Genomic DNA, 24,927 nt, shown 5'->3' with positions numbered 1-24,927 from the left:
CTGAAGGCCCCGCAATTGCGTTATTAAAGCATTTGTGACGAGTCAACGCCGACACCGGACGAGTAACATTAGAAGGGCGTATCAAGATATGCGGCGGCCCCCTGAACTCGATCCTTGTGGGACGAAAGGTTTGTTTTTATCTCCGAAACAGAAAACTCGTTTTGAGTGAATACGTTTTTATGAAGTGGGGACGAAGCGCGGCAATTCCGTGGCAAATGGCTTTTTCCGGCTCTCGAGATGACGCATGCCAGGGATCGAGCAGACCGAGACGAGGTGAGCGAATCCAGATTCGCGGAGAATGCCCTCGCGCATCGATTTAGCAAGGTTGTATCCTGCGTAGGTCACGGAACAGATATCGAACTTACCTCATGTCCAGTCGAAAGCACCGTCCGGCACTTCTTCACCCTGTCGTTTTTCTTTCGGGATGGGTTCTTCTGGCATGCCTCTTTGCGGCGCAGGAGTATGTCGCCGACCGGAGCTGGAATCACACACTGAGCTTCGGCTATGTGTTTGAGCTCTGGGCCTTTGACTTCATTCTCTGGGGCGTCATCTGCCTGGTGATGTGGTGGAAGCTGCGCGAACGGATAGAGACTGCATCTTCGCGATGTATCGTGCTTTATGTCGTACCGCTCAGCCTCCTGGTGAGCGTCTTGCAGGAAGCCATCTGGGTAGCGTGTTTTCCCAATGTCCCCGTCCGTGCCCATTCCTGGACATATCTGCACCGGCTCCGTTATTACCTCGATTCAGAACTTGTAAGTAACCTGGTGATCTTCTGGATTATGTTCTTTCTTTTCCGGGGGATCGGCTACTATCAGCGGTTGCGCGAGAAGGAAGTGGCATCGGTTCGGCTCGAATCGGAGCTGAACAACGCACAGCTGCGCGCGCTGCGTATGCAGCTGAACCCGCACTTTCTCTTCAACACGCTCAATAGTGTGTCGAGTCTCATGCACAGTGACGTGGATGATGCCGATCGAGTGTTGGAACAACTCAGCAGCATGTTGCGTATGACGTTGAACAGGGGCGAAGCGAAGTTCATCACCCTGACAGAGGAGATTGAGTTCATCCAGATGTACCTGTCGATCCAGCAGACGCGTTTTACCGGCAAGGTGCATAGTTACGTAGCGGTCGAGCCGGAGGTGCTAGATGCGCTTGTGCCCACGATGATTCTGCAGCCTCTGATGGAAAACGCTTATTTCCATGGCGTCGCCAAAACAAAGGGCGAAGCCTTTCTCGGCATCGAGGCGCAGAGGAGCGAAGGGCAGCTGAGAATATGTGTCCGGAATTCAGGAACAGGCTTGCGCGAGCGCGCCGACGAGCCGATAGCGAGCGACGGCCATGAAGGGCATGGCGTTGGCATCGCGAATGTAAAAGCGCGCCTTGAATTGCATTACGGCAACCATCATCGTTTTTCTCTCAATGAATTTTCCGATGGGGAAGTACACGCTGTGCTGATGCTACCGCTTACTTTCTCAAGTAGTCCAACAGTTACTCCAGCAGAAGTACCGGAATACATTGCATGAAAATAAGAACGATTATTGCTGATGACGAAGTCCTTGCCAGGCAGAAGCTGCGACAGCTGCTGCGCGACGATCCGGAAGTGGAGATCCTTGGCGAGGGTGCGAATGCATTAGAGACGATCGACCTCGTGCGTCATACCCGGCCCGACCTTGTTCTGCTCGACATCCAGATGCCGGATATGGACGGTTTCGATGTCATCTCGAAGCTTGAGTCCGATATGCCCGGCCCTGCGCCGCGCATCATCTTCACCTCGGCGCACGACCAGTACGCGCTGCGGGCCTTCGAGATCAACGCTGTCGATTATCTGTTGAAGCCATTTACCCGCGAGCGGCTCGGCCAGGCCTTCGCGCGCGTGCGTGAGCAGGTTGCGCTGGCACGTGACGGCAACGGCGACAAGAAACGCACCGGCGAGGAATCCCAATACGCCTCGCGACTGGTTTTCAAGTCGAAGGGCCGCATTCTGTTTCTACCGATGACGGATATCCGCTGGGTAGGCGCAGAAGAGAACTACGTTCGCATCTGTACGGAAACCGAAAGCCACCTGCTGCGCGAAACCATGGCGCACTTCGAGACGCGCCTCGATCCGGAGTGCTTCATTCGCGTGCACCGTTCGGCCATCGTAAACCTGCAGCATGTGAAAGAGATTCGCACCGACTCGCATGAAGGCGAATCCTACGTGCAGATGCAGAATGGCCAGCGCGTACCTATGAGCCGCGGCTATCGCGGCCGTATCGCACAGCTGCTTGCCCGCTGAGAGGAACGCCTTGCCCTGAAAGGGGCGGGGCGTTAATCTAATGAACAAGCTCACCAGGCGGGAGTAGCTCAATGGTAGAGTAGCGGCTTCCCAAGCCGTTGGTTGCGGGTTCGATCCCCGTCTCCCGCTCCAGGAAGAAGGATTGTTTCTGCATGAATCCCCAGATTCGCGTTGAATTCAGTTTTCAGGATGGCTCGGTCAAGGAACCCTGGCTGTTGCCGCTGTCGCTTTCCGAACTTATTCCCGTGCCGGGAGACTATATCGGCGTTGACGATCGGAATTACCAGATCACCCAGCGCTGGTTCGATCTCAGCAACCCGATGCAGCCATTCATTGAACTGGTCTGCGAGCCTTAGTCGCAAAGAATCATTCACCGCGAAGACGCAAAGAACGCAAAGAAAAACCGCCACGGCTTTGCGGCTTTTCTTTGCGTTTTTGCGGTGAAAAGTCTTTTCAGGCTTGCCGCTAAACCACGTAGAAAAACAGAAGTGCGCCAATGCCCAGGGCTATGACACCGAGGCCTACCGCCGTCGTGTATCCCCACTCGCGGCTGTGCGGCCACCTGGGCAGGGCTGCGATGGCCAGCAGCGCGACGACAATCAGAAGAATCACCATGGTGTGCCTAGGATAGCCGATTATTTCCGGGCAAGTTCCCGGGCACGGTGGAAGATGGCCAGGAACATCGGCTCGGTCAGCTTGCCGGTGTTGGTGTTCTGCAGCGAGGGATGGTAGCTCGCCAGCAGGTATGGCCCGCCGGGAATGCGATATTCGGCTGCGTGTCCGAACTTCAGTTCGCCGCGCCGGGAGATCTTTCCGGTCCGCATCAGGTGTTGCACCACGCCATCGAAGGCGATCTTTCCCAGGCACACCATGACCTTCAGCTTCGTCAGTGCTCCAACTTCTTCATCGAGATACGGGGCGCATCGCGCCTGCTCCTCCGGAAACGGCTTATTGTCAGGCGGAGCGCATCGCACGACGGAGGTAATCTGCAGGTCCTTGAGCTTCATGCCATCGTCGCGGCCGGTTGCGTCCGGCTGCGAAGCAAACCCCGTCTGGTAGAGTACCGGGTAAAGAAAATTTCCCGAGCCGTCGCCCGTAAACGGGCGTCCCGTGCGGTTGGAGCCGTGTGCGCCCGGAGCGAGGCCGACGATGAGCACACGGGCTTTGTGATCTCCGAATGAAGGTACCGGCTTACCCCAGTACTGCTGATCGCGGTAGGCTTTTCTGCGTGTTTCGGCGATCTGCGTGCAGTATTCACGCAGCCGTGGGCAGAGCTCGCAGGCGATGACCCGCGCGTTCAGTTCGTCCAGGTTTGCAACCGGCAGGGGATTGCCCGCAACGGGGAGATTCTTCGCCATGCTCAGACAATTTTATCGGCATGATTCCGGCGCTATGTGCGTCATATCAATGGGCGTAGAATTATTTCGCGTCGCAGTCCAAATTTATATCGAAGAAAGTAGAGGTTCCCGCATTGCGAGGTTCCCGAATTCCTTCCGCTTCGTTCACGTGCACAGCTCTTCTTGTATCAGCCGCAGTCCTTGGCTCATCTGGATGCAAAGCTACTCCTCCTCACCAGGAATCGGAATACCACGCGAAGAAGGCGGTTGAGCCTGAGGTCGGCGGTGAGCCGGTGGTCGTGCTCAATCGCAAGGCAACCAACAACGGGCAGAAGCCGGAGTTCCTTTCAGCGACGGTCTTTCCCGGGCGCGGCATGAATCTCTTCCAGATCACGGCAAACCTTCCCGGCAAGGGAGTCATTCCCATCTTTGCCTCGCCCAGCGTGCCGGAAGCGGCTGCGAAGCTTACCGGAGCCGATGAGGACGAGGACGGCAACAACAGCTTCAGCTTCGGCGGCGCCTTCCTGGTGCCGTACGCCAATCGAATTCGCGGACGCATCTCCGATGACGGCAAGACCATTACCACCCAGTGGCGCGACCGCAGCCTGACGCTGCCTGCCAATTTCCGCGGTAAGGCGATGGGCGCTGAACCGCACTCGATCCATGGCCTGATCCTGCAGTCGCAGGTGCAGGATGTGAAGGTCGAAGACACGGCGGATGGTCAGACGGTCACCGGAACGCTTCATGCCAAGGACTTTGGCGTGGGCTGGCCCTCGAACACTGATCTGAACTTCAGCATCGCGCTTAGCGGCAGCGATGTGGATGCCACGATTACTGCAAAGAACGTCGGGACCGACGTTGAGCCGCTCGGCATCGGCTGGCACCCCTACTTCGCCATTCCCAGCGGAGACCGGAAGCAGGCTCGCCTTCACGTCCCCGCCGAGCAGTATGCCGAGGTCAATAACTACGACGATGTCTTCCCGACGGGAAAGCTCATCCCGGTTAAGGGGACGAAGTATGACTTCAACGCCCCCGATGGCAAGCCGCTCGATGAGATGTTCCTCGACGACAACTGGTCGAGCCTGACCCGCACCAACGGCAACGTCGATGTGGAGCTGACCGATCCGGCGGTGAAATACGGTATCAGGATCGAAGGCATCTCGCCCGAGATCAAGACCGTACAGGCGTATGCGCCCCCTGCCCGCCAGCTTGTCGCCATCGAAGAGCAGTTCAACTTCGGTGATCCGTTCGGTAAGGAATGGCACAACATGGACACCGGCATGGTGATGCTGAAGCCCGGACAATCTGTCACCTGGCATGTTCGGCTCGAGCTGTTCACGCCGCCGGCAGCACCTGCAACGAAGTAAACGCAGCTGTAATCGGAACGATAAAGACGCGGAGAGGCATGGCCTCTCCGCGTTTTGCTTTGCGCCCGGCGATGACTGGGAAAGCGTGACAGAATTGACCTAAACCCACCAGTTCCAGACATGGGAGAAGAAATCGATTCATGGACCGTATCAGCCGTCGCAGCGTCCTTCTTGGCACAGGAGCTTCACTGCTCAGCGCCGTTGTTCCTGTTGAGGCGCAAACCAGGACCGGGAAGACTGCCGCACCGTGTCCGAGTGTTCCAGCCAGGGAGCAGTTTCCCGCACCGACTGCCGACCAGATCCGGAGACTGAAGTGGTGGCGCGAGGCCCGGTATGGATTGTTTATCCACTACGGCCTTTACAGCATGCGCGGGCGGCAGGAGTGGGATGTCGAGAAGGAAGCCATTCCCTGGCTGGAATATGAAAAGCTCGCTCACGGATTTTCTCCCCGGCCCGATTGCGCGAAGGAATAGGTGCGGATTGCCAAAGCCTCCGGCGTGAAATACATGGTATTTACAGCCAAGCACCACGAAGGCTTCTGCAACTTCGATACGAAGTTGACGGACTTCAACTCCGTGAAGCAGGGACCGAAGCGCGATCTCGTTCGCGAATACGTGGAAGCGGCTCGTGAAGGAGGCATGCGCGTCGGCATCTATTACTCGCTGATGGACTGGCATCATCCGGATGGCGAGCGCTGCTCAGTCGATGAAGAGGCGCGCCGGCGATTCGTAGATTACACCTTCGGGCTGATTCGCGAACTGCTGACCAACTATGGAAAGATCGACATCCTCTGGTACGACGCCGCGATGCCGATGGATGCGAAGGGCTGGGAGAGCGAGCGCATGGACAAAATGGTCTTTGAGCTGCAGCCCGATATCGTCGTCAACGGCCGCAACCAGTCTGTTGGAGATTTCTCCACACCCGAGCAACACATCACCGCCGATGGCAACGGCCGCGCCTGGGAAAGCTGCATGACGCTGAACGAGAGCTGGGGCTACGACGCCGCAGACGATGAATGGAAGTCGCCACGAAGGCTGCTTTCCAACATCATCACCTGCGCTCGCGATCAGGGAAACTACCTGATTAACGTCGGGCCGATGGGTGACGGAACCTTTCCCGAGCCTTCAGTACGCATCCTCACCGAGGTTGGTGAGTGGCTTGAAGGGAACCACGAGGCTATTTTCAATACAGATCTATGCCAGCCCTGGCGGCCCAATTACGCTCTCTACACGCGCAGAGGGAATACGCTGTACATGCATGTGCACATGTGGCCCGGCGGCGATGTTTCATTACCGGGACTGCAGACCAGAGTAAAGTCAGTGAGGTACCTGCGCACGCAGCAGCCATTGCAGTTCATGCAGGATGAAACCCGTGTCCACATTACGGGTCTCCCGGTTGAGGCGCCGGACCGTCCCGCGACAACCATCGTGCTCGAGTGCGAAAGCGAGCCGCGTATGAACACCGACCACGAACTGCGCCTGCAGAAGCCGCGGCTGGCGGTAAATATCACCTCGAAGTAGTGGGACACGAAAAAGACCGCCGGTAGAGGCGGTCTTTTTCGTGTTTTGGCGGATTGATCAGGCGCTCTTTCGGAGCGTCTCTTCCTCTGTCTCCACCAGATCGCTGTTGTCCTCGGTGCGATACATATATTCCGTCTCCTCCGTGGGGAGGTGAGAGGTGACGCCTTGTTTTTTGCCTTCCGGAGTGAGCGTGCCGCGCTCCTGTATTTCGCTCGCTTCGTTGCGTTCCGCCTGCCGTTCGCTTTGTCTTTCGTCGCTGCGATTGGTCATGATTCTCTCCTCATAACTAGGACGCCACGCGAACACTCCGCGTTGGCAGGCGATAGCAATCACTATTCCTGTTGACCGGCGTAGTAGCCGGAGCGGGTCTGGATGTCCCAGTCTTTCTTCTTTCCTGTCAGCAGGATGCGATGGAAGCTGTTGTCATTGCTCTGCTTGTCAGGCGTGTAGCTCAGGATGTACTGGGCGCGCAGTTCTTCGGCAATTTTCGAATAGATGGCATCGACGGTATCTTTTTTCGACACCTCGAACATGCGGCCACCTGTCTCTCCGCAAAGCCGCTCCAGAATCTTCTTGCCGTCGACGTGCGGATTCGTCTGCCGCTGTTGACCGCCGCCATTGCCGCCCGGGTATCCGCCACCACCACCGGGATAGCCACCGCCACCAGGGTACCCGCCTCCGCCGCCCGGATAGCCGCCTCCACCGCCAGGAAATCCTCCACCACGGCCGAAGCCGCGATGGTTGCCGTTGTTGTCGTGATTCTCCTCGCCCTTGAAGTAGATCGCGTAGATCGCGGTGTCGGCTCGCTGCGCAGCTTCGAGAGCTCCGTTAATGGTCTCCTTGCTGCCGCGGTCCACGCCATCCGTCAGTATGATGAGCGCCTTGCGGCCCGGCTGCTTCTGCATCAGCTCGTTCGAGGCGAGATAGATCGAGTCATAAAGCTGCGTGCCGCCGCGACCACCGCCGCCCTGTGTGGGGTCGCCATTGGCGTTCTGAAACTGTGGAGCGCCGAGTTTATCGACTGCCGCCCGCAGCTTGCCCTTGTCCGAGGTGAGATCGACGAGCAGATCCACTTCGCGGTCGAACTGGATCAGGAAGGCCTTGTCCTTCGCGTCGGTAATCATCTGGTCGAGGAAGTGCTCGCTGGCCGTGCGCTCGTCGTCGAGCGCGTTGCGCTGGCTGCCGCTGGTATCGACCAGCAGGCCAAGGTTCAGCGGCAGGTTGGTATCGCGCGTGAAGTAGCTGATGACCTGCGGACGATTGTCCTCCTGCAGTGTGAAGTCGTCTTTTGTCAGGTTGGGAACGATGTTGTCGTGCTTGTCGCGCACGGTCACTGTCATCGTCACAGCTTTCACGTTGACCTTGAGCGTGGTGGGAGCGGTTGGCGGCTGAGAAGTTGAGGAGGGCGTTGCCGCGGGCTGCTGTGCAAGCAGGCTGAATGAGAGCAGAGGAGTGGCCGCAATCGCGGCAAGCTGCAGCGGAATTCTAGGCATTTTGGATGTCTTTGCGTGCGCTGAAGTTGAGAACAGAGCGCACGCAGTTAGACGTATTGAACGCGCGATGAGCCGCAGGGCAGGCTACTGATCGGCCGATTTTTTCGAGGCTTTCCATTTCAGGCCGACATAGGCGAGATAGGCCAGATGAATCACCCAGGTAACGGTGTAGGAGTAAATAAGGTGACGGTGCGAGAGTGAGCTCATGCTGCCTCCAGTGCCGCGGCTGCTGCCTGCTGTTCAGCCCGTTGGTGACGCCGTTCGGCGGAGTAGCGAAGGGATACGACGAATACACCCCACATCAGCCATCCGGCAAGGTTCCAGAAGAGCGCCGGCAGCATGCTGGGGTCGAGGCCCGAGTTCGGTCCGCCGAAGAAGACCGGGGCAGGATGCTGCGTTCTCCACCAACGCGTGGACATGTAAACGATAGGCACATCCGCGAATCCGAAGATCGCCATTACCGCCGAAAGCGTTTTCATCTGCGCGCCTCCAGTGAAACGGCGCAGCAGAAGATAGGCAACATAGATGAGCCAGAGCACCAGCGTGGTCGTAAGCCGCGCATCCCAGGTCCACCAGATACCCCAGGCAGCGCGTCCCCAGAGCGAGCCGGTCACCATGCCGATGAGGCAGTAGACAACGCCCATCTCTGCCGAGGCGACGGCCAGGGCATCGGCCTTGTCGGCCAGCGCACTCCTGCTGTTACGAAATGCAAGGTAGGCCACCGAGCAGAGAAGGTTGAGGGCAAAGAAGGTCCCCATGCCGCTCCAGGAAGGTACGTGATAATACAAGATCCGCGAGATCTCGCCCTGGTTCACATCCTCCGGAACCACGTACATGGCAATACGAAATCCGTTGGCGAGAACCGCCGCCGTAGCCGCGAACCATAACCATCGAAACGCTTTAGTCATCGGTAATAGTCTACCGGAGTGGCCTGAGAATTCGGCATCGACCTGAAGATAGAAGCATCCGTAAGTGACGGCACCGCATCCCCGGCATTTTGATCGGATGGACAGCCAACAAAAATTAGAAAAAACACTTCACAACTCTATATGGAAGGGAGTAGAACGTATGCCCATGGCTTGGTTCACCCTCATTTTTGGCGGCATTATTCTCCTGATCGGCCTGGCGGGACAGATGTTTGCAACCCGCAAAGGCCATCCTGTCCATCACGAAGATCGTCACGCTGGACGTATTGTCATGCGCGTCGCTTCCACAGTTGCCGGTCTCTGGCTCGTAGCATTCTCGGCCGTGCATCTTCTTCACCTGCACTCTACCGGTCACTGGTAGGGACTGGCCGGGACTCACCGTCCAGGTGACCGCGCCTCTGGCGCAAAGACAAAGCAAAAGGCAGGGCTTCGGCCCTGCCTTTTGCTTTTTGCAAACTAAGGCGCAAACGGGTGCGGGTCCTCCACACCTCGATTCTGAGATTCCGGTTGGGACTTTTCTTCGAATAAGGTCCAAAAATCGAAACGGGCGCACCCGTCTGATCCCCGGCTTCTAGTCCTCTGCGTGCAGCACGATCTCGAACATCAGCAAGCTGATCGTTGTGAAGATCACGTCGTAACCTGCCAGCATTTTGATCCAGAGCATCGGGTCCGTCTCACCACTGAGAACTGCCGAGATGGCCAGCACCATTCCCAGCAGTGCCGGCATGAAGATCGGAAACAGGATCAGCGGCAGCAGCAGTTCGCGGTTGCGCGAGCGGATCGACAGCGCAGCGAAGAAGGTTCCGTTGATCAGGATCGCCCAGGTTCCCAGAGGCACGGCAACCAGTAGCAGCCATGCGTTTCCGAGCGGGTGCAGGTTGTAGAAGATTGTGAAGAGCGGAGCCAGAATTAACTCAATTACGGATACAAATAGAAAATTGGCCAGCACCTTGCCAAGAAACAGCGAAGACGCCGGGGCAGGAGTCATGCGCTGCGCATCAAGCACGGCGTGCCGTAACTCGCGCGCCCATGCCTGGTTCAGGGCGCTGACGGCGGCAAACAGAATCGCCACGCACAGCACCGGCCCCGAGATCTGCCGTGCCACCGAACGCGTGGGATCGAAGGCCAGCGAGAAGATCACCACCACCAGCAGCGCGAAGAAAAGCATGGCGTTGATGGCGTCGCGCGAGCGCCATTCGAGCCGCAGATCCTTCAACAGGTGCAGCAGGAAATAAGGCCGCTTCATGCGTGCATCTCTTTTGAGAGGTCAGCAAGTTCTGCATTGGACTGGCGAGCCTGCGCGGCCTTCAGGTAATCCGCGGGCGAAAGCATGAGTTGCACGCCTCGTGTTCCGGCTGAGACAGAGATCACGTCGAACAGCTCAATCGTCTCATCGACGTAAGCGGGAAAGTCCTTGCGCGCTCCGAAGATGGTTACGCCGCCACGAACGTATCCGGTCAGCGGTTCTACATCTTTCAGTGACACCATCTCCGTTTTACGGGTGCCGGCGGCGCGGGCCAGCTTCTTGAAGTCGAGCTCCTCGTTGCCAGGCACGACTGCGAAAACATGTCCGCGTTCTGCGGTGGTGCAAAGCAGCGTCTTGAAGACCTGCTCCGGCGGGAGACCGATCTTCTCGGCAACGATGATGGCCGAAAACTCTTCCGGATCGAGCTTGTACTCGCGCAGTTCGTATGCAATGCCAAGCGAATCGAGGAATCGTGCCGCATTTGTCTTCACGATGCCACCACCTTTGTATCGATTAGCGAAGCGACACTACCAGCCCGCAGGGTAAGAAGGTAGTCGGCGACTGGTTCGGCCAGTTCACGCTGGTGAGTCGTAAGCAGAACGGTCTTACCTTCTTCGCGCAGCTTCGCAACAAGATCCAGCATCTGCCTTGCACTGTTTGCGTCCATATTGGAAAACGGTTCGTCGAGCAGCAGGAGATCGGGCTGCGGCAGCAGCACGCGCGCAAGCGATGTCCTTTGGCGCATGCCCTGCGAGTAGTGCCCGACGGTGCGCTTCAGGGTGGGATCGAGTCCAACCGCGCGGAGTGCATCTTCAGGAGTAAGGCATGGACGTTCGCGATAGAGGTCGGCGAAGTAGCGAAGATTTTCAACCCCGGAAAACTCATCGTAAAGCATCGGTGCGTGGCTCATGTAGCCGATGCGGCTGCGGGCTTCTTCCGGAGAAAGATCGCCAAAGAGTGCAAGCCTGCCATGGGTCGGCTTGATCAGTCCGGCGACTATGCGCAGCAGCGTCGATTTACCCGCGCCGTTTTCGCCCAGCAGAACGTAACAGCGGCCTTGCTCGAAGCCAAGGGAAATCTTGCGCAGCGCGGCAAAGCTGCCATACAGCTTCGATACGTCATGTAACTCTACGAGTGGCGGCATGCTCCTGAAAGTATAAAGACTTCGTCTCCGGGAATTCACATAGCAAATCAACTTCATGTACAACCCGGTTTCGGCTGTTCGCGATCATTTCAGGTGGAGGTTTCCATGATCCTTGTCACTGGAGCGACCGGGCAAAATGGCTCAGAAATAATTGGCCGTCTTGCGGCAAAAGGCGTGCAAGTACGCGCGATGTCCCGCAGCGGGAACGGTTCACAGGATGCGCCTGCGAACGTTGAGTACGTGCCGGCTGACTTTGACAACGAGGCGAGTCTTCGTAAAGCCCTTGATGGTGTCGAACGGGCTTTCCTGGTCACCAACTCGTCGGACCGTGTCGAGAAGCAACAACTACGGTTTGTGAAGGCCGCAACCGAGTCGGGCGTCCAGCACGTTGTCTATCTCTCGCAACTCCACGCGGCTCTGAATTCGCCCTGTCGTTTTCTGCACTATCACGCTGTTGTGGAGAGGGGACTAGCCCGCTCGGGCATGGCGTACACCAACCTGCGGCCCAACCTCTATATGCAGGGCATTCTGATGCTCGGCAAGTCGATCGCCAGCGAAGGCAAGCTGTTCGCGCCTGCCGGAGACTGCCGCGTGAGCATTATCGATGTCCGCGATATAGCCTCTGTTGCGGTAGCTGCGCTCACCGAACCTGGGCACGAGGGCAGAACATACGATCTCACCGGCCCCGAGGCCCTGACGCACGCCGAGATGGCTGCCAGGATATCCTCCGCCATCAGCAAGCCGGTCGCATTCGTCGATATTCCCGAAAGCGAGTTTCGCAGCGCCCTGGCTGCTTTCCACATGCCCGGCTGGCAGGCTGAGGGGCTGGTCGAGGATTACGCTCATTACCGGCGTGGCGAGGCCGCCGATATTTCAGGCGCGGTGCAGGAAGTCACGAACAACGCGCCTCGCAATTTCGCAGAGTTCACTCGGGATTTCCGCCCGGCATTCCTGGGAGAAGAGAGGACAGCCGCCGGCTAGTCCGTCTGGTTGTCGAAGTCCTCCCAAGGCAGGCCTTTTCGCCAGCGCAGAAGAGTACGAAGGCCTGTGCCGACCATCAGGAGGGCCATGACTCCAAACACGACGCGTCCACTCCATTCGGGAGCGGGATTGCCATGGTCGTAAGTGAAGTACATACCGGGCAGGACGGCGAAGAGCAGGCACAGTATGCCCAGCGCAAATTTCTGCACGAGCCGCAACGTCAGAGTGAAGCGATTTACGCCTGAGATCCAGCTGGCCAGCAACGGAACGACAATGAAGAAGCCCAATGCCGCATAGAAGAGCGTCTGAGAGTTAAGTGAGCGCAGGATCATGGCATCAGCTCATGCACGGCGTCATAACATGCGTGCTCGAAACTTAGCGGGTTTGTACCATCGCAGCGGCGGAACTGGCAGTGGCAGGCTTCGCGCCGGGCGTTGCCCCGGGAGCCGCTGGTGCATACTTCGACGCGCACTTGGCCTGTAGCTGCGTGGCGTGGAAAACGCCGTCGCGTCCAAAGGTGCCAATGGCCAGCGCCTGCGAATTGTCCTTGAAGGTGTCCGGCGGCGGCTCTTCGCCCTGGTAGGAGACGCGCAGGTGATTGGCGTTCTCAACCAGTACGAATTCCGCGTTGGTGCCCGAGTGCACGATGGAGCCGGGCTGCACATTGCCGGCCACACGCAGGTTGCGCGTGTACGCCTTCTGGCCCATGGCATTCAGTTCCTGGATGGTGACGTAATAGCTCTTGGTCGCGCTGGCGCCTGTGACAGCAAGGTAGGCGATCACACCGAGCACGATCACCATCGCAACGCCGATTTTCAGGCCCTGATTCTTCTTTTTCATGGACGCTACTAGTGTAGTAGGCCACCGAAGACAAACGCAATCCGGAAGAAACGATTAGGCTGGGATCAACCGATGGAACGAACTTCAAGAGTCCGCATTCGTCTCGCCCTTCTCGCGGTGCTGGTATTGGCAATCGCTGCTTTGCTGCTGGCCGTACGCGGCACATTTGCGCCAACCTTCCCCGCCTCCGCCGCCAGTGGAGAGCCAATTTCAATCGGCGCGAGCAAGCCGCGGATAGCCGGCCGCATTTATTTTGAGGGGAACCCCATCCCTGGAGCTCCGCTGGTGGTCGTCCTGCACGGCGACGCGCCCTTCCGCAAGCCGGGCTATCAGTACCGGTTTGCCTCCACTGTTTCGCAACTCCTTCCCGGGGTTCGAGTGGCGGCGTTGCTGCGCCCTGGCTACGCCGATCCCTATGGCGCAAAGTCCGATGGAAATCGCGGTTTCGCGGCGGGCGAGAACTACACGCCGGATGTGGCGCTCGCGCTGGCCGACGCCATCTCCGCGCTGCGCACACAGTATGGCGCGAAGACTGTGGTGCTCGTCGGTCACTCCGGCGGAGCGGCTATCGCCGCCGATATTGCCGCGCTGCGTCCGGGGCTGGTGAAGCAGCTTTTCCTGGTCAGCTGCCCGTGCGATGTGCCTGCCTTCCGGCATCACATGGCTATGTCGCAATTGAATCCTCTGTGGCTGGTGCCGGCGAAAAGCCTGTCACCGATGGAAACGCTTAAGCAGATGTCCTGCGACATGAGCATCATCGCTGTCTCGGGAGCAGAGGACCGAACGACTCTGCCGCAGTACGCCCGCGCCTACACGCGTGCTGCCCGAAGCCGTGGAATCAAGGCATTGCTGCTTACTCTGTCGGGTAAGGGACATGAGATTCTCAATGAGGATGCGGTGACGGAAATCGTGGCGGACAGCGTGAAGAAGTTGCTCTAGCTGAGGAAATCCGGCGGCTGTGATTTCGAGCGGTCTGAATCGGCCGCATTTATAATCCAATGAATGCCTTCGCGTATTTTTGTTCGCGGATGCGGCGCAAGCCACTTTTTCCCTGAGGTGAACATGACGACCAGCGGCCTGACTCCCAACGCAACCCTCGAGATTCTCAAGCCTCGCGCCGAATGGATCGTAAAACGCCGTGAAGAAGCAGCTCGCACCGGCGACACCAACATGTCGCAGATGCACTTCGCACGCAAGGGCCTCATCACTGAGGAGATGGATTACGTCGCAAAGCGCGAGAACCTGCCTGCCGAACTGATTCGCGCGGAGATCGCCAAGGGCACGCTCATCATCCCCGCGAACATTAACCATCCCGAGCTCGAGCCCATGGGTATCGGCGTGGCGACCAAGTGCAAGGTCAACGCCAACATCGGCAACTCGGCGGTTACGTCAAACATCGACGAAGAGCTTCGCAAGCTGCACATGGCCGTCCAGCACGGCGCCGACACGGTGATGGATCTTTCCACCGGCGGCAAGATTCCCGAGATCCGCGACACCATCCTGCGCCACTCGCCGGTGCCCATCGGCACCGTGCCGCTTTACGAGGCACTGACCCGCGTGAAGCGTGTCGAAGACCTCAACATCGACCTATACCTTGAAGTGATCGAAGAGCAGGCTCAGCAGGGCGTCGACTACTTCACCATCCACGCCGGCGTGCTGATCCAGTACGTGCCCATGGTTGCCAAGCGCATCACCGGCATCGTGAGCCGCGGAGGCGCCATCATGGCGCAGTGGATGACCGCGCATCACAAGCAGAACTTCCTCTACGAGAACTTCGACCGCATCACGAAGATCATGGCCAAGTACGACGTCAGCTACTCGCTGGGCGATGGACTCCGCCCCGGTTCAGTTGCAGATGCTTCGGACGAAGCGCAGTTTGCCGAACTGAAGACCCTCGGCGAGCTGACCCGCCAGGCCTGGAAGGACGACGTGCAGGTGATGATCGAGGGCCCCGGTCACGTGCCGATGGACAAGATCAAGGAGCAGGTGGACAAGGAAGTGGAGCTGTGTGATGGTGCTCCCTTCTACGTGCTCGGACCGCTGGTCACGGACATTGCCCCCGGCTACGATCACATCACCTCCGCCATTGGCGCAGCCATGATCGGCTGGCACGGAGCGGCGATGCTCTGCTATGTCACGCCTAAAGAACATTTGGGACTGCCGAACGAGAAGGACGTAAAGGACGGCATGATCGCCTACAAGATCGCCGCCCACGCAGCCGATATCGCCCGCCGCCGCCCCGGCGCGCAGGATCGCGACGATGCCATCAGCTACGCCCGCTACACCTTCGACTGGGAGAAGCAGTTCGCGCTCTCGCTCGATCCGGAGACGGCGCGCTCGATGCACGACGAAACTCTGCCCGATGACTACTACAAGGAAGCAGCCTTCTGCTCCATGTGCGGACCGAAGTTCTGCTCCATGAACTGGTCGAGCAAGGTGGACGAGTTCAACAAGAGCGTTCACGGACTTGAGAAGAAGGACCTGAGCCAGCTTGTCGTCCTGCAGGCCGAGCAGCTTGCCGCTACCAAGAATTAATCGGGTGCCCCACGTCTCGATTTTGAGACGTGGGGCACCCTTCTAACCCTGAACGAAATGGACTTCCGCGAAAACGTCCCGCTCGCCCCCTACACAACTTTCCGGATCGGCGGCCCAGCCCGCTGGTTTGCCGAGGCGTCTTCGGATGAAGATGTTCTCGAAGCGGTTCAGTTCGCTCGCAGCAAAGGCTTGCCGCTGTTTGTTCTCGGCGGAGGTAGTAACCTGCTGGTCTCGGACGAAGGCTTTCCCGGCCTGGTGCTGCGCATGGCTCTCAGGGGTATCCGTAAGAGCGGGGACAAGTTCTACGTCGCCGCTGGCGAGGACTGGGATGGCTTCGTCTCTCACGCCGTCGGCCTGAACTACGGCGGCATCGAGTGTCTTGCCGGAATCCCTGGCACTGTCGGCGGTACGCCGGTGCAGAATGTGGGCGCTTACGGGCAGGAGGTAGCGGATACGATCCTGGGCGTGAGCGTTCTGGACCTCGAGACCCTTACGATCGAAGGAATGCAGGCCAGCAACTGCGGTTTCGCCTACCGGCGCAGCATCTTCAACAGCACCGAGCGCGGCAGGTATATCGTCACGGCGGTTGTCTACAACCTACACCTCGACGCAAAGCCATCACTTTCCTACGCGGACTTAAAGCGCTACTTTCAGGATAAGCAGGCGCCAGGTTTAGCCGAAGCAGCGAATGCGGTTCGCGAAATCCGCCGGGGCAAGGGCATGCTGATCGTCGAGGGCGATGCCGACTGCCGCAGTGCGGGAAGCTTCTTCAAGAATCCAGTTGTCACACCGGAGCATTACGCGCGGATTGCAGCGAACAATCCCAGTGGTGTACCGAGTTATCCCGCACCCGAGGAGCAGGTAAAGCTTCCTGCCGCCTGGCTGGTGGAGCAGGCCGGTTTCCACAAGGGATACGCGCTGGGCGAGGCCGGCATCTCCAGCCGCCACACGCTGGCGCTCATCAACCGCGGCCACGCCCGGGCTGTGGATGTCTTCGCTCTCCGCGATCGGATTATCGCCGGGGTAGAGGAGAAGTTCGGCATTCATCTTGAGCCGGAGCCTGTTCTACTCGGATAGGCAAATCGAGGCGCCGGATGTCTTTTGTCGTTCTGAGAGAGACGGGAGATCTGCCGTCTGGGCTCCGGCGAAAAGAGAGGGTGCAGATTCCTCACTGCGTCCGGAATGACAAATCTCTCGTTTCCGGTGGGAAGAGTTTCGTCACCCCTGTGCAATCGAGACACGGCCCCGATTCTCAGCTTAGCTGTGCCAGCAGCCGATCCCTGTAGGGCGTCAGAACCTTCCGAGCATCGCCCTGAGCCTGAATTCTGCCGTCTTCGAGAATCAGGGCCTCTGTATCCATCTGCCATGCGTCTGCGAGGTCGTGCGAAACGTGCAGGACCGGGACACCGGTCTCTCTGATACGGCCGGTGATCAGGCTGCGAGCCGAGAGGTCGAGCGCAGCAAAGGGCTCGTCGAGCAGAAGCAGGCTTGGGCGCGGAGCGAGCGCTCGCGCGAGTGCGATTCGCTGCTTTTCTCCGCCTGACAGCTTCTCGGGCCGCCGCTCCGCGAGCGTTCGCGCCTCGAAGAGGTCGAGCATCTCTTCGACACGGGAGTCGCGTTGTGACGGGTTGAGTTTATGAAGCCCGAACGCGACGTTCTCGCGGGCTGTCAGGTGAGGGAACAGCGAGGCGTGCTGGGTAACGAATCCAGCTTTTCTTTGCGAGGGAGCCAGGTTCGTTCGCGAAGTGGAATCGAAAAAGGCGCGGTCGCCAAGAGATATGCGTCCTTCTTTGGGCGTGAGCAAACCCGAGATCAGCCGCAGCAGCGTTGTCTTGCCTTCCCCCGAGGATCCGAAGAGCACCGTCCACTGCAAGCGCAGCACAAATGATACGTCGAGCGCCAGGTCTTCGCGGCGATAGCTCAGGTTGACGGAGAGGGAAGTCTCAGCCATGAGCTTCTCCTCTGCGGCGACGGGTGTACAACAGCACCAGCGCAACGATGGAGATGGCTACCAGCATCGTTGCGGTGCGATTTGCCTGCGCGTAGGCAAAATCCTGCACCTGGTCGAAGATCGAAATCGAGAGGGTTCGGGTCTGGCCAGGGATATCGCCGCCGATCATCAGCACCACGCCGAACTCGCCGACTGTATGTGTAAAGCAGAGCACCGCCGCCGCCAGGACCGAATGCTTTGACAGCGGCAGCAGGATTTCGCGCAGCAGCCGTTTCCAGTCAGCGCCGAGCAGCCACGCCTGTTCGATCAGGCTCCGATCGACTGCGGAGAAGCCTGCGACCATCGGCTGCACCGCAAAGGGCAGGCTGTAAATGGCGGAGCCGATGACCAGTCCTGAAAACGAGAAAGCCAAAGGATGGCCGAAGAGATGAACCCATAGGCGTCCAAATGTGGTGCGCGGCCCCAACAGGACCAGCAGGTAAAAGCCAAGCACGGTCGGAGGCAGCAGCAGCGGCAAGGTTGCGATGGATTCTACGAACGCCCGCAGCCGCGAATGCGTAAACGTGATCCAGTAGGCAAGCGGAATCGCTGCTACGAGCAGTACGAAGGTAGTCACTGCGGCGAGCCGCAGCGTGAGAGTCAACGCCTGCGTGTCCAAAGGCGAGTCCATGGGCCGGTTACTTCGGGGACGCCAGGCCGCCAGAGGCGAGTTGCTGCCTGATCGGAGCCGAAGTAAGGAAGTCGAGGAAGCGATGCGCGTTTTGTGTGCCCGCCGGGTGCTTGACGATGATGATTCCCTGCAGAATGGGCGGATAGGAATCGGTGGGCATCTTTACATATCGCCCGATGGAATCGAGACGCGGCGTGAGCGCGGAGGTGAGCGAGATGAGGCCGAGCTGTGCGTTCCCGGATTCTGCATACTGAGCGGTCTGCGCGATGTTCTCTGCCGTCACCAGCTTAGGCTTGAGGGTGTCATAAAGGCCGAGCTTCTGAAGCGATGCCTGCGCGGCGCGGCCGTATGGAGCATGCTCCGGGTTGGCGACGGCGATCGATTTGATCGCCGCATCTTTCAAGGTGCCGACGCTGAGTGTCGCGATACCGGAATCCTTGCGCGTCCACAGCACCAGCGTGCCGCGCGCGTAGGCAATGGGCTCGGTTTCTTCGGCCAGACCGGCGGCGATGACCTTTTGCGGAAACCCCATGTCGGCGGCCATGAAAACGTCAAACGGCGCCCCGTTGATGATCTGCGCAGCCAGCGTTGCCGAAGACTGAAACGAAGCCTCTGCGTGGATGCCGGTCTGCTTCTCAAACTGCGTGAGGATATCCGGCAGTAGCGGCTGCAGGTCAGCGGCTGCGGCAATGCGCAGCGTCTGCTGTGCCCAGAGCGCGGGAGCGAGAACGAGCAGCAGGGCGAGCAGAACAATTCGTCGTATCTCAGACACGCAGCACCATCACTTCTGTGGATTTGATCAGCGCGGCCACGGTTTCACCGACCTCAAGCTGCATTTCATGCGCGGCGTCGGCGGTGATGATCGAGGTAATGATCTGTCCGCCGATGGAGAGCTTCACCTGCGCCAGCAGGCCGTCGTATTTCAGCTCCACGATGCGTCCAGTGAGCTGGTTCCGACCGCTGACGGTTCGCAGCATGGCTCGCTTCGGTGTTTCAGGGCGCTTCGCCTTATGCAGGAAACCATCGAGTTCGGCTTCGGGAATGCGATAGTGCCCTCCCGGCGTCTTCACCGTCTTGATCTTGCCGTGGTAGATCCACTGCTTGATCGTCGGGTAAGAAATTCCCAGTCTCAGGGCTGCGGAGCGAGGGGTGAGGAGGGTATCCACGCGACGATTTTATACGAAAATTCGGGTAGGCCGATGCTCAACCGGGCTTTGGATGGCTGGCTTGACCGCCTGCATGTGGGCGACGGCAGCTTTGAGATCTTCCGTCATCATCGTTCGCATCTCTTCTTCCCGGGTTGCCTCCGTGGCGCGCAGAATCGCAGAGGGGTGCAACGTAGCCATTACCTGCGGCGCATAAGCGGAGCTGAGTATTTTTCCATGCTCGCGCATCAGTGCAAATTGCGCGCCCAGCAGTGATTTTGCAGCCGATGCGCCGAGACACACTACGAGCTCCGGCTTGATGGCGTCGAGTTCGGCGAGCAGCCATGGGCGGCAGGCCACGATTTCGCTCATGCGCGGAGACTGGTGCAAGCGCAGCTTGCCGCGCTGCACGTACTTGAAGTGCTTGACCGCGTTCGTCACGTAGACCTGCTGGCGATCGATGCCGGATTCGCGCAGGATCTCATTTAGCAATCGACCCGCAGGGCCGACAAACGGTTGGCCGCTGCGATCTTCCTCGTCGCCGGGCTGCTCGCCAATCAGCATCAGCCGCGCGTTCTCAGGACCCTGACCGAAAACCGCTTGTGTTGCTCCCGCATGCAGATCGCAACCGCGGCACTGTGGAATGCTTTCACGCAAAACCGGCAGCTCATGCGCCTCCGGCACGTAGGCCGCGGCCGAGAGCTTGCCTTGCCCACCGATCATTGCATCTACCCGCCCGCCGGCTTTTTCCAACAACTGCGGCAGGACATTCAGCTCGGGCAGGTTCTTCCAGTAGCGCACCGGCATCTCGTTGCGCATGGCGCGCGTGTTCAAACGCGCCGGGTTGAATATGGAACCGTAGTAAGTGCGCCAGACGCTTTCCAGTTCATCTTCCTGCGGAGCCGCTTCACGCGAAACTCCGAGTCCGAACTGGATACGTTTTGCGTCGGGGTCCCAGGAGACGGAGGCATCGGGCGTAAGAATCGACCAGCGCATGACGGCGAAGCGCTCGCGAAAAAACGGTGCTGCGAGATTCAAGATGTAGTGGTCCGGCTCGTACCATGCGACGTAAAGCTCATCGCGCTCGAAGTTCACGCGGCGAAAGCGCAGGAAGGCGTGCATCTTGTGCAGATCGCGCCGCACCTGGTGCTCGAGGCGGCGAAAGAGAGCTACGTCTTCGTCGATATCCACCTTGAGCAGGTTGCGCTCGCTTTGCAGCCTCCAAAGCAGGCGGTAAAGCAGTTGCCATCGTTCGGGATTTCGGTGGCAGGCGACAACAGAAGCGCGTTCGAGAAAATCCCTCGGCACGGAGATGTTGCGGCCTGCTTCTACCGGCTCGATCTTTGTGAAGGCAAGCCCGGGCTGCGTGAGCGTGTCGATGATCTTCACCGCATCGGGACTTATCCCTTGCGTGAGCAGGCTTCGCGCCTGGTCACGCCACGCTTCGAAGGCCGGCTCGATTACCACTTCGGGCACGAAGGGGAGCATGCTTCAGAGCTCTCCTGTGACCGATGCGTTCGCCGCTGAGAAGAGCTCCATCTGCATGGCAGCCGGTGCGGGAGTGCCGATGGCGCTATCGGGCTCATGCGACATGACAGGAAAAGAGTCAGTGGTGATTACAAAACGTGCCGCTAGCTTCACGCGAACATTCAGCTTGCGCAGATCATCCTGTGAAAGGCGATGGTAGCGGCGGATCTGCAGAATGCGGTCGGCGTTGCGATAACCAATGCCAGGCACGCGCAGCAGGGCTTCTCTGGGCGCGGCGTTCACATCGACAGGGAAGAACTCATCATGCGCTTCAGCCCAGGTCAGCTTCGGGTCCCGGTTGAGGTCGAGGTTGGGCTGCTCGTCGCTCGTCAGCTCTTTCGCTTCGAAGCCGTAGTAACGCATCAGCCAGTCTGCCTGGTAGAGGCGATGCTCGCGCACCAATGGAGCCGGCTTTTGCGGCAGCCGCGCGTCGCCCATGGGATAAGGGCTGAAACCGGAGAAGTAGATGCGGCGCAGCTTATAGGACGAGTAGAGATTTGACGCTGTCGAAAGCACCTGCCGGTCGGTGCTGGGCGTCGCTCCGATGACCATCTGCGTGGACTGCCCGGCGGGAACGAACTTCGGTGCCGAGCGGAAGCGGCGGCGATCCTCTTCGCGTTCTTCGCGCTGCGTGTGGATCTGTGACATCGTGCCTTCGATCACTTGCGTCTTCTTCTCGGGAGCAAGCTGCACGAGGTCCTGCTGCGTTGGCAACTCGATGTTCGCGCTGAGGCGGTCCGCGTAGGTTCCGGCCAGTTCAATTAAACGGTCCGAGGCGCCGGGGATCGCTTTCAGGTGAATGTATCCACCGAAAGCGTGTACCTCACGCAGCAGCCGCGCAACTTCGATCAGCTGTTCCATTGTGTAGTCGGGCGACTGGATGATGCCCGAACTCAGAAACAGGCCTTCGATGTAGTTCCGTTTATAAAAATTGAGCGTAAGATCGACCACTTCCTGCGGAGTAAACCGTGCCCGGCGGATATCGCTCGAAATGCGGTTCACGCAGAAGACGCAGTCATAGGTGCAGTAATTGGTCAGCAGGATCTTAAGCAGCGAAACGCAGCGGCCATCGGGCGTGTAACTGTGGCAGATGCCGGTGCCGTCGGTGTGGCCAATCCCTTTTCCATTGCCGCTGCGCACCGACCCGCTGCTGGCGCAGGATGCGTCGTACTTTGCCGCATCGGCCAGGATCGCGAGTTTTGCCTCAGTGTTCATGCGGTTATGGGATGAGGTTGCAGAGGCTCATCTCTAACCATTGTAGCGAACAAAAAGCGAACAGATTCAGGAGGTCGAAGAAACGTCCTCCGGTTTCAGAATGGCGAAATCGTCTTCGCCGAATCTTCCGGTGGTCTTCCTCAGCCACCCGCGCGAGCCGTGAACTGGCCAGATCGTCCACGAAACGGGAATCGTCTCCGCGGCGAACTCGCAGATAACAGTGACGACAGGCTGATCGCGCAGGGGCGCAATCTGTGCTGCTGGAATATCTTCGCGGTAGATCTCGCAGCCATCGGCATCATGAATGCCGATGTACCACTGCACCATGTCATCGAGAGCTTGAGGCGGCAGGTGGTTTCCTTCCACGACGATGCGCGCAATCCACGGGTAGATGCGCTCCTCCCATCCCGGTTCGGTCTCGGGATTTGGCGGCGGATCGCCACGCATGGTGTACGTCTGGGCCTTCTGCTGCTGAAGGTTGATTCCTGAGAATGCTTCGTAATCTGCCAGAGTGCGAGCCGCACCCAGCCCGAAGCGCCCGGTGTCCTCGCCCAGCATGAGCCTTCTCACTTTGGCCCGGCTGGCTTCGTCGAGCTGGCTCCAGGGCTGTGCGGAGGTCTGCGCCTGGTGGTCGCCCCAGTGTTTCTTTGCGTCGGCGCGGATGTAGTCGTGCCAGATGACCGTTTCCGGAGGATGGAAGAAATCGTAGCCATGGGTGAAGGCGCGGAGGGTAAGCGCAGTCTCCTCACCCAGGAAGTACAGCTCGGGGTTGTAGGGGACTTCCGCGACAAAAGAGCCGGGTGCGAAGAGGAATCCAGCGGAGACGAAGCGTGCCCGCACCGGGCGGTCCGGTTTTACGTTGAAATCGCCCGGCTTCAACGTGAGGATGCCCTCGGGAGAGAAACCCTGCAGCAGCATTTGCAGCGGGCGCTCCGTCAGCTGTTCGTTCGCGTCAGGAGTGAATGGGGTGGCGTAGGTGCTGAGGATGGGTTTTGCGCTGCCGCATTCCGCCGCCATCCGCAGCAGTGTTTCATCCCAGCGCGGCGCGAAGCGGCAGTGCGAATCCACCTGCAGAAACCATTCTTCGCCCTGCCATAGATCCATGATGGCGGCGCGCGCCCAGCAGGCTCCGCGGCTTTCGCGCCAGTCGATGTCGAACACGCGGCAGTTGGGGTCGCTGAAGAGTTCGAGGGGAAGCTCTTCGGCCCCGTGCTGCCAGCAGATACCGAAGCGCAGGCGCTCGGGGTGAGCCGCTTTGCGCAGGCAGTCTTCGACCGTGGGGCCAAGCTGCAGATCGCGGTAAGAGGCGATCGAGATGAAGATGCGAGGAGCGGTTTCGGTCTTCAGGGTCATCTCGCGGCGATGATACCAGTCCCTGTGGGACTTCGGATCAACACAACCTCAATGCAGTGATCCGTCTCGCAAGCCGTAGCCGAAGAGAGCAGCGGGCTAAAAAAAATCCCACATCTCGAACCAGCAGAGGGAGAAGTGGGTGAACAAAGGACCGGTATGCGTAGATTTTGTTACGGATTGTTGAGTTTAGACTCCGCGGATGGCTGCATCTGCCGCGTTGGCCATGGCTTGCACGGCAGAGAAGAATTGCTTGGACTGGCCGGTGAAGAGTCCGCTGGCAGTGAGAGCCGCTACGGCTGCCCTGGCTCCTCCGAACCTGTATGTAATGGGGCGGATCACGGCGCAGCGTGGGAGCCTGGAGCTGACGAATTCAGACGGGACGGGGAAGATGAGATTGGGCTGGAAGAGAGGACCTTTCTTAGTGAAGTCGGGAAAGGTCAGCCCCTTGTCCGTAACCGGTGTGGTGGATCCCTCGAAGTTGAACTGATCGCCGTTCGGGCCGCCGGGCTGGACAGCGTTGCCGGCAAAATCTACCCATTCTAGGAAGTGAGCGATCTCATCGCCGCCGATGCCGAGCGTGATCTCGAGGACCTGGGCGTGCGTCACCTTCTGAGACAGGGAAGCGTAGAGACTGGTGCCGCCCTGCTCGATGGATCCGAAGTGGAATGCCGCGGTATTGGCAATGGCCTGGATGTGGTTGGCATTTTCGAAATCCGAGTCAGTAGCGGGGATGGCAGGACGGTTGTGGATGGTGATGGCCTGCGGGTAAGTTGCGCCCGTGTCAGGGTTTGTCGTGGATCGATAACGGATGTACCAGCTTGTGTCGACGTTGAGGTGGAGCAGATTGGTGAGGCGAGGGACATCTGCCGCACCGGTGGCGGTGGAGCCTTTAAGGGTCCTGAATGCATCGAGGTTGACGGGATCTGCGCCAGCGCTTTCAAGGTAAGCGTTCAGGAAGTTGGCGTGGCTGACTTCGTCGATTGTGTTGGAGGTTATGTACTGTGAGCCGTCGCCGTCGAGAAAAGAGAGGGCTTGCTGGTACGTGCTCTGGGCGCCGTCGGTGACCCCGCCTAACTCGGCGTACTGGGTCCACAGATCGCTCTCGAGGAGTTCGGCGGCGGCCAGGAAGCGGAGGATGGCGATATCTCCACGGTCCAGCTCGAACAAGCTTTGGGACTGAGAGAAAGCGTTTGTGGCAGCCAGGGTGGCTGCCGCTCCTCCTGCGAGCAGACCGTGCTTGAGGAGCGAGCGTCGATTCAATGGGTTAGTCGCAGGATTTACTGGGAGGTGGGTTGTGTTTTGCATTGTTGCACCTGTTTCTGAAACCGGCCGTTTGAAGCCTGCCGGCTCGACTAGAAACCTTAGGCCCGGCGGATGGGGCAAATATCACGCGATTGACATTCGA

28 protein-coding genes, 1 tRNA gene and 1 pseudogene are annotated in these 24,927 nt (G+C 59.0%); 11 read left to right on the top strand and 19 right to left on the bottom strand.

Annotation, left to right across the window (positions count from 1 at the left end; genetic code table 11):
* The first annotated feature begins 368 nt into the window (after positions 1-368).
* The 4 genes from LJD29_RS01240 (at position 369) to LJD29_RS01225 (ending at position 2,628) form a co-directional block, all read left to right on the top strand.
* Complete coding sequence (locus LJD29_RS01240; protein WP_446743934.1) at positions 369-1,520, top strand: sensor histidine kinase; 1,152 nt, start codon at positions 369-371, stop codon at positions 1,518-1,520.
* Positions 1,517-2,272 carry a LytR/AlgR family response regulator transcription factor gene (locus tag LJD29_RS01235; protein WP_446743933.1) on the top strand — a complete coding sequence of 252 codons (756 nt, stop codon included), beginning with the start codon at positions 1,517-1,519 and terminating at the stop codon, positions 2,270-2,272. The genes LJD29_RS01240 and LJD29_RS01235 overlap by 4 nt, the downstream gene beginning before the upstream one ends.
* Positions 2,273-2,329: 57 nt before the next feature.
* A tRNA-Gly gene (locus LJD29_RS01230) sits at positions 2,330-2,404 on the top strand.
* A 20-nt stretch (positions 2,405-2,424) separates the two neighbouring features.
* A complete protein-coding gene (locus tag LJD29_RS01225; protein ID WP_446743932.1) occupies positions 2,425-2,628 on the top strand; it encodes a hypothetical protein in 204 nt (67 codons plus the stop codon).
* A gap of 109 nt (positions 2,629-2,737) precedes the next feature.
* Here LJD29_RS01225 and LJD29_RS01220 read toward each other — a convergent pair whose 3' ends face one another.
* Together LJD29_RS01220 and LJD29_RS01215 are read right to left on the bottom strand one after the other, a co-directional pair.
* A complete protein-coding gene (locus LJD29_RS01220) occupies positions 2,738-2,887 on the bottom strand; it encodes a DUF3309 family protein (RefSeq protein WP_446743931.1) in 150 nt (49 codons plus the stop codon).
* Positions 2,888-2,907: 20 nt separating this feature from the next.
* Positions 2,908-3,630, bottom strand: coding sequence for a uracil-DNA glycosylase (locus tag LJD29_RS01215; protein ID WP_446743930.1), 723 nt, complete (start codon positions 3,628-3,630; stop codon positions 2,908-2,910).
* Positions 3,631-3,743: 113 nt separating this feature from the next.
* On the opposite strand from LJD29_RS01215, the gene LJD29_RS01210 reads away from it, so the two are divergent.
* Entirely contained in the window at positions 3,744-4,976 is a 1,233-nt protein-coding gene (locus tag LJD29_RS01210) for an aldose 1-epimerase (protein WP_446743929.1), read from the top strand.
* Positions 4,977-5,116: 140 nt separating this feature from the next.
* A pseudogene (locus LJD29_RS01205) lies at positions 5,117-6,496 on the top strand (alpha-L-fucosidase).
* 57 nt (positions 6,497-6,553) lie between these two features.
* Here the strand turns inward: LJD29_RS01205 and LJD29_RS01200 are convergent.
* The 4 genes from LJD29_RS01200 to ccsA form a co-directional block, all read right to left on the bottom strand.
* Complete coding sequence (locus LJD29_RS01200) at positions 6,554-6,766, bottom strand: hypothetical protein (RefSeq protein ID WP_446743928.1); 213 nt, start codon at positions 6,764-6,766, stop codon at positions 6,554-6,556.
* A 62-nt stretch (positions 6,767-6,828) separates the two neighbouring features.
* Positions 6,829-7,989: a VWA domain-containing protein gene (locus tag LJD29_RS01195; RefSeq protein WP_446743927.1), complete on the bottom strand. Its 1,161-nt coding sequence runs from the start codon at positions 7,987-7,989 to the stop codon at positions 6,829-6,831.
* Between the two features lie 84 nt (positions 7,990-8,073).
* Positions 8,074-8,196 carry a hypothetical protein gene (locus LJD29_RS01190; protein WP_446743926.1) on the bottom strand — a complete coding sequence of 41 codons (123 nt, stop codon included), beginning with the start codon at positions 8,194-8,196 and terminating at the stop codon, positions 8,074-8,076.
* Positions 8,193-8,897, bottom strand: a complete 705-nt coding sequence (gene ccsA, locus LJD29_RS01185; RefSeq protein WP_446743925.1) for a cytochrome c biogenesis protein CcsA — start codon at positions 8,895-8,897, stop codon at positions 8,193-8,195. Before ccsA ends, LJD29_RS01190 begins: the two co-directional genes overlap by 4 nt.
* Before the next feature lie 160 nt (positions 8,898-9,057).
* Here ccsA and LJD29_RS01180 point away from each other — a divergent pair, with 160 nt between their 5' ends.
* Complete coding sequence (locus LJD29_RS01180; RefSeq protein ID WP_446743924.1) at positions 9,058-9,276, top strand: hypothetical protein; 219 nt, start codon at positions 9,058-9,060, stop codon at positions 9,274-9,276.
* Between the two features lie 210 nt (positions 9,277-9,486).
* Here the strand turns inward: LJD29_RS01180 and LJD29_RS01175 are convergent, their stop codons facing one another.
* From LJD29_RS01175 to LJD29_RS01165, 3 genes are read right to left on the bottom strand one after another with little or no spacing between them, the layout of a single operon-like run.
* The gene (locus LJD29_RS01175) at positions 9,487-10,161 is read right to left on the bottom strand and encodes a heme exporter protein CcmB (protein ID WP_446743923.1); all 675 of its coding nucleotides are present in this window, start codon (positions 10,159-10,161) and stop codon (positions 9,487-9,489) included.
* A complete protein-coding gene (gene ybaK / locus LJD29_RS01170) occupies positions 10,158-10,652 on the bottom strand; it encodes a Cys-tRNA(Pro) deacylase (RefSeq protein ID WP_446743922.1) in 495 nt (164 codons plus the stop codon). The genes LJD29_RS01175 and ybaK overlap by 4 nt, the downstream gene beginning before the upstream one ends.
* Entirely contained in the window at positions 10,649-11,305 is a 657-nt protein-coding gene (locus LJD29_RS01165; RefSeq protein WP_446743921.1) for an ABC transporter ATP-binding protein, read from the bottom strand. Before LJD29_RS01165 ends, ybaK begins: the two co-directional genes overlap by 4 nt.
* 105 nt (positions 11,306-11,410) lie before the next feature.
* Between LJD29_RS01165 and LJD29_RS01160 the strand changes: the two genes are divergently transcribed.
* Complete coding sequence (locus LJD29_RS01160) at positions 11,411-12,286, top strand: SDR family oxidoreductase (protein ID WP_446743920.1); 876 nt, start codon at positions 11,411-11,413, stop codon at positions 12,284-12,286.
* On the opposite strand, the gene LJD29_RS01155 is transcribed toward LJD29_RS01160, so the two are convergent.
* Together LJD29_RS01155 and LJD29_RS01150 are read right to left on the bottom strand one after the other, a co-directional pair.
* Complete coding sequence (locus LJD29_RS01155; protein WP_446743919.1) at positions 12,283-12,618, bottom strand: hypothetical protein; 336 nt, start codon at positions 12,616-12,618, stop codon at positions 12,283-12,285. The genes LJD29_RS01160 and LJD29_RS01155 overlap by 4 nt on opposite strands.
* A 43-nt stretch (positions 12,619-12,661) precedes the next feature.
* Positions 12,662-13,126 carry a cytochrome c maturation protein CcmE gene (locus tag LJD29_RS01150; protein ID WP_446743918.1) on the bottom strand — a complete coding sequence of 155 codons (465 nt, stop codon included), beginning with the start codon at positions 13,124-13,126 and terminating at the stop codon, positions 12,662-12,664.
* Between the two features lie 72 nt (positions 13,127-13,198).
* On the opposite strand from LJD29_RS01150, the gene LJD29_RS01145 reads away from it, so the two are divergent.
* The 3 genes from LJD29_RS01145 (at position 13,199) to LJD29_RS01135 (ending at position 16,738) form a co-directional block, all read left to right on the top strand.
* Positions 13,199-14,065 (top strand): alpha/beta hydrolase, encoded by an 867-nt coding sequence (locus LJD29_RS01145; RefSeq protein ID WP_446743917.1) that lies wholly within the window; start codon positions 13,199-13,201, stop codon positions 14,063-14,065.
* A 123-nt stretch (positions 14,066-14,188) separates the two neighbouring features.
* Positions 14,189-15,661: a phosphomethylpyrimidine synthase ThiC gene (thiC, locus tag LJD29_RS01140; protein WP_446743916.1), complete on the top strand. Its 1,473-nt coding sequence runs from the start codon at positions 14,189-14,191 to the stop codon at positions 15,659-15,661.
* A 57-nt stretch (positions 15,662-15,718) separates the two neighbouring features.
* The gene (locus LJD29_RS01135) at positions 15,719-16,738 is read left to right on the top strand and encodes a UDP-N-acetylmuramate dehydrogenase (protein ID WP_446743915.1); all 1,020 of its coding nucleotides are present in this window, start codon (positions 15,719-15,721) and stop codon (positions 16,736-16,738) included.
* Between the two features lie 175 nt (positions 16,739-16,913).
* Here the strand turns inward: LJD29_RS01135 and LJD29_RS01130 are convergent, their stop codons facing one another.
* The 8 genes from LJD29_RS01130 to LJD29_RS01095 all read right to left on the bottom strand — a co-directional run bounded on the left by LJD29_RS01130 (position 16,914) and on the right by LJD29_RS01095 (position 24,827).
* Positions 16,914-17,612 (bottom strand): ATP-binding cassette domain-containing protein, encoded by a 699-nt coding sequence (locus LJD29_RS01130; protein ID WP_446743914.1) that lies wholly within the window; start codon positions 17,610-17,612, stop codon positions 16,914-16,916.
* A complete protein-coding gene (gene modB, locus LJD29_RS01125) occupies positions 17,605-18,282 on the bottom strand; it encodes a molybdate ABC transporter permease subunit (RefSeq protein WP_446743913.1) in 678 nt (225 codons plus the stop codon). Before modB ends, LJD29_RS01130 begins: the two co-directional genes overlap by 8 nt.
* A gap of 7 nt (positions 18,283-18,289) precedes the next feature.
* Complete coding sequence (gene modA, locus LJD29_RS01120; protein ID WP_446743912.1) at positions 18,290-19,054, bottom strand: molybdate ABC transporter substrate-binding protein; 765 nt, start codon at positions 19,052-19,054, stop codon at positions 18,290-18,292.
* A complete protein-coding gene (locus LJD29_RS01115) occupies positions 19,047-19,448 on the bottom strand; it encodes a TOBE domain-containing protein (RefSeq protein ID WP_446743911.1) in 402 nt (133 codons plus the stop codon). The genes modA and LJD29_RS01115 overlap by 8 nt, the downstream gene beginning before the upstream one ends.
* Positions 19,449-19,457: 9 nt before the next feature.
* Complete coding sequence (locus LJD29_RS01110; protein ID WP_446743910.1) at positions 19,458-20,915, bottom strand: UdgX family uracil-DNA binding protein; 1,458 nt, start codon at positions 20,913-20,915, stop codon at positions 19,458-19,460.
* A 3-nt stretch (positions 20,916-20,918) separates the two neighbouring features.
* Positions 20,919-22,169, bottom strand: coding sequence for a putative DNA modification/repair radical SAM protein (locus tag LJD29_RS01105; protein WP_446743909.1), 1,251 nt, complete (start codon positions 22,167-22,169; stop codon positions 20,919-20,921).
* A gap of 66 nt (positions 22,170-22,235) precedes the next feature.
* Positions 22,236-23,522: a GlcNAc-transferase family protein gene (locus tag LJD29_RS01100; RefSeq protein WP_446743908.1), complete on the bottom strand. Its 1,287-nt coding sequence runs from the start codon at positions 23,520-23,522 to the stop codon at positions 22,236-22,238.
* 186 nt (positions 23,523-23,708) lie between these two features.
* Positions 23,709-24,827: a ferritin-like domain-containing protein gene (locus LJD29_RS01095; protein WP_446743907.1), complete on the bottom strand. Its 1,119-nt coding sequence runs from the start codon at positions 24,825-24,827 to the stop codon at positions 23,709-23,711.
* Positions 24,828-24,927 lie beyond the last annotated feature (100 nt).

The organism is Silvibacterium acidisoli, from assembly GCA_022870745.1.
Classification (GTDB): domain Bacteria; phylum Acidobacteriota; class Terriglobia; order Terriglobales; family Acidobacteriaceae; genus Silvibacterium.
Note: the sequence above shows the minus strand (reverse complement) of the source record. Positions and strands in the feature narration are given on the sequence as shown.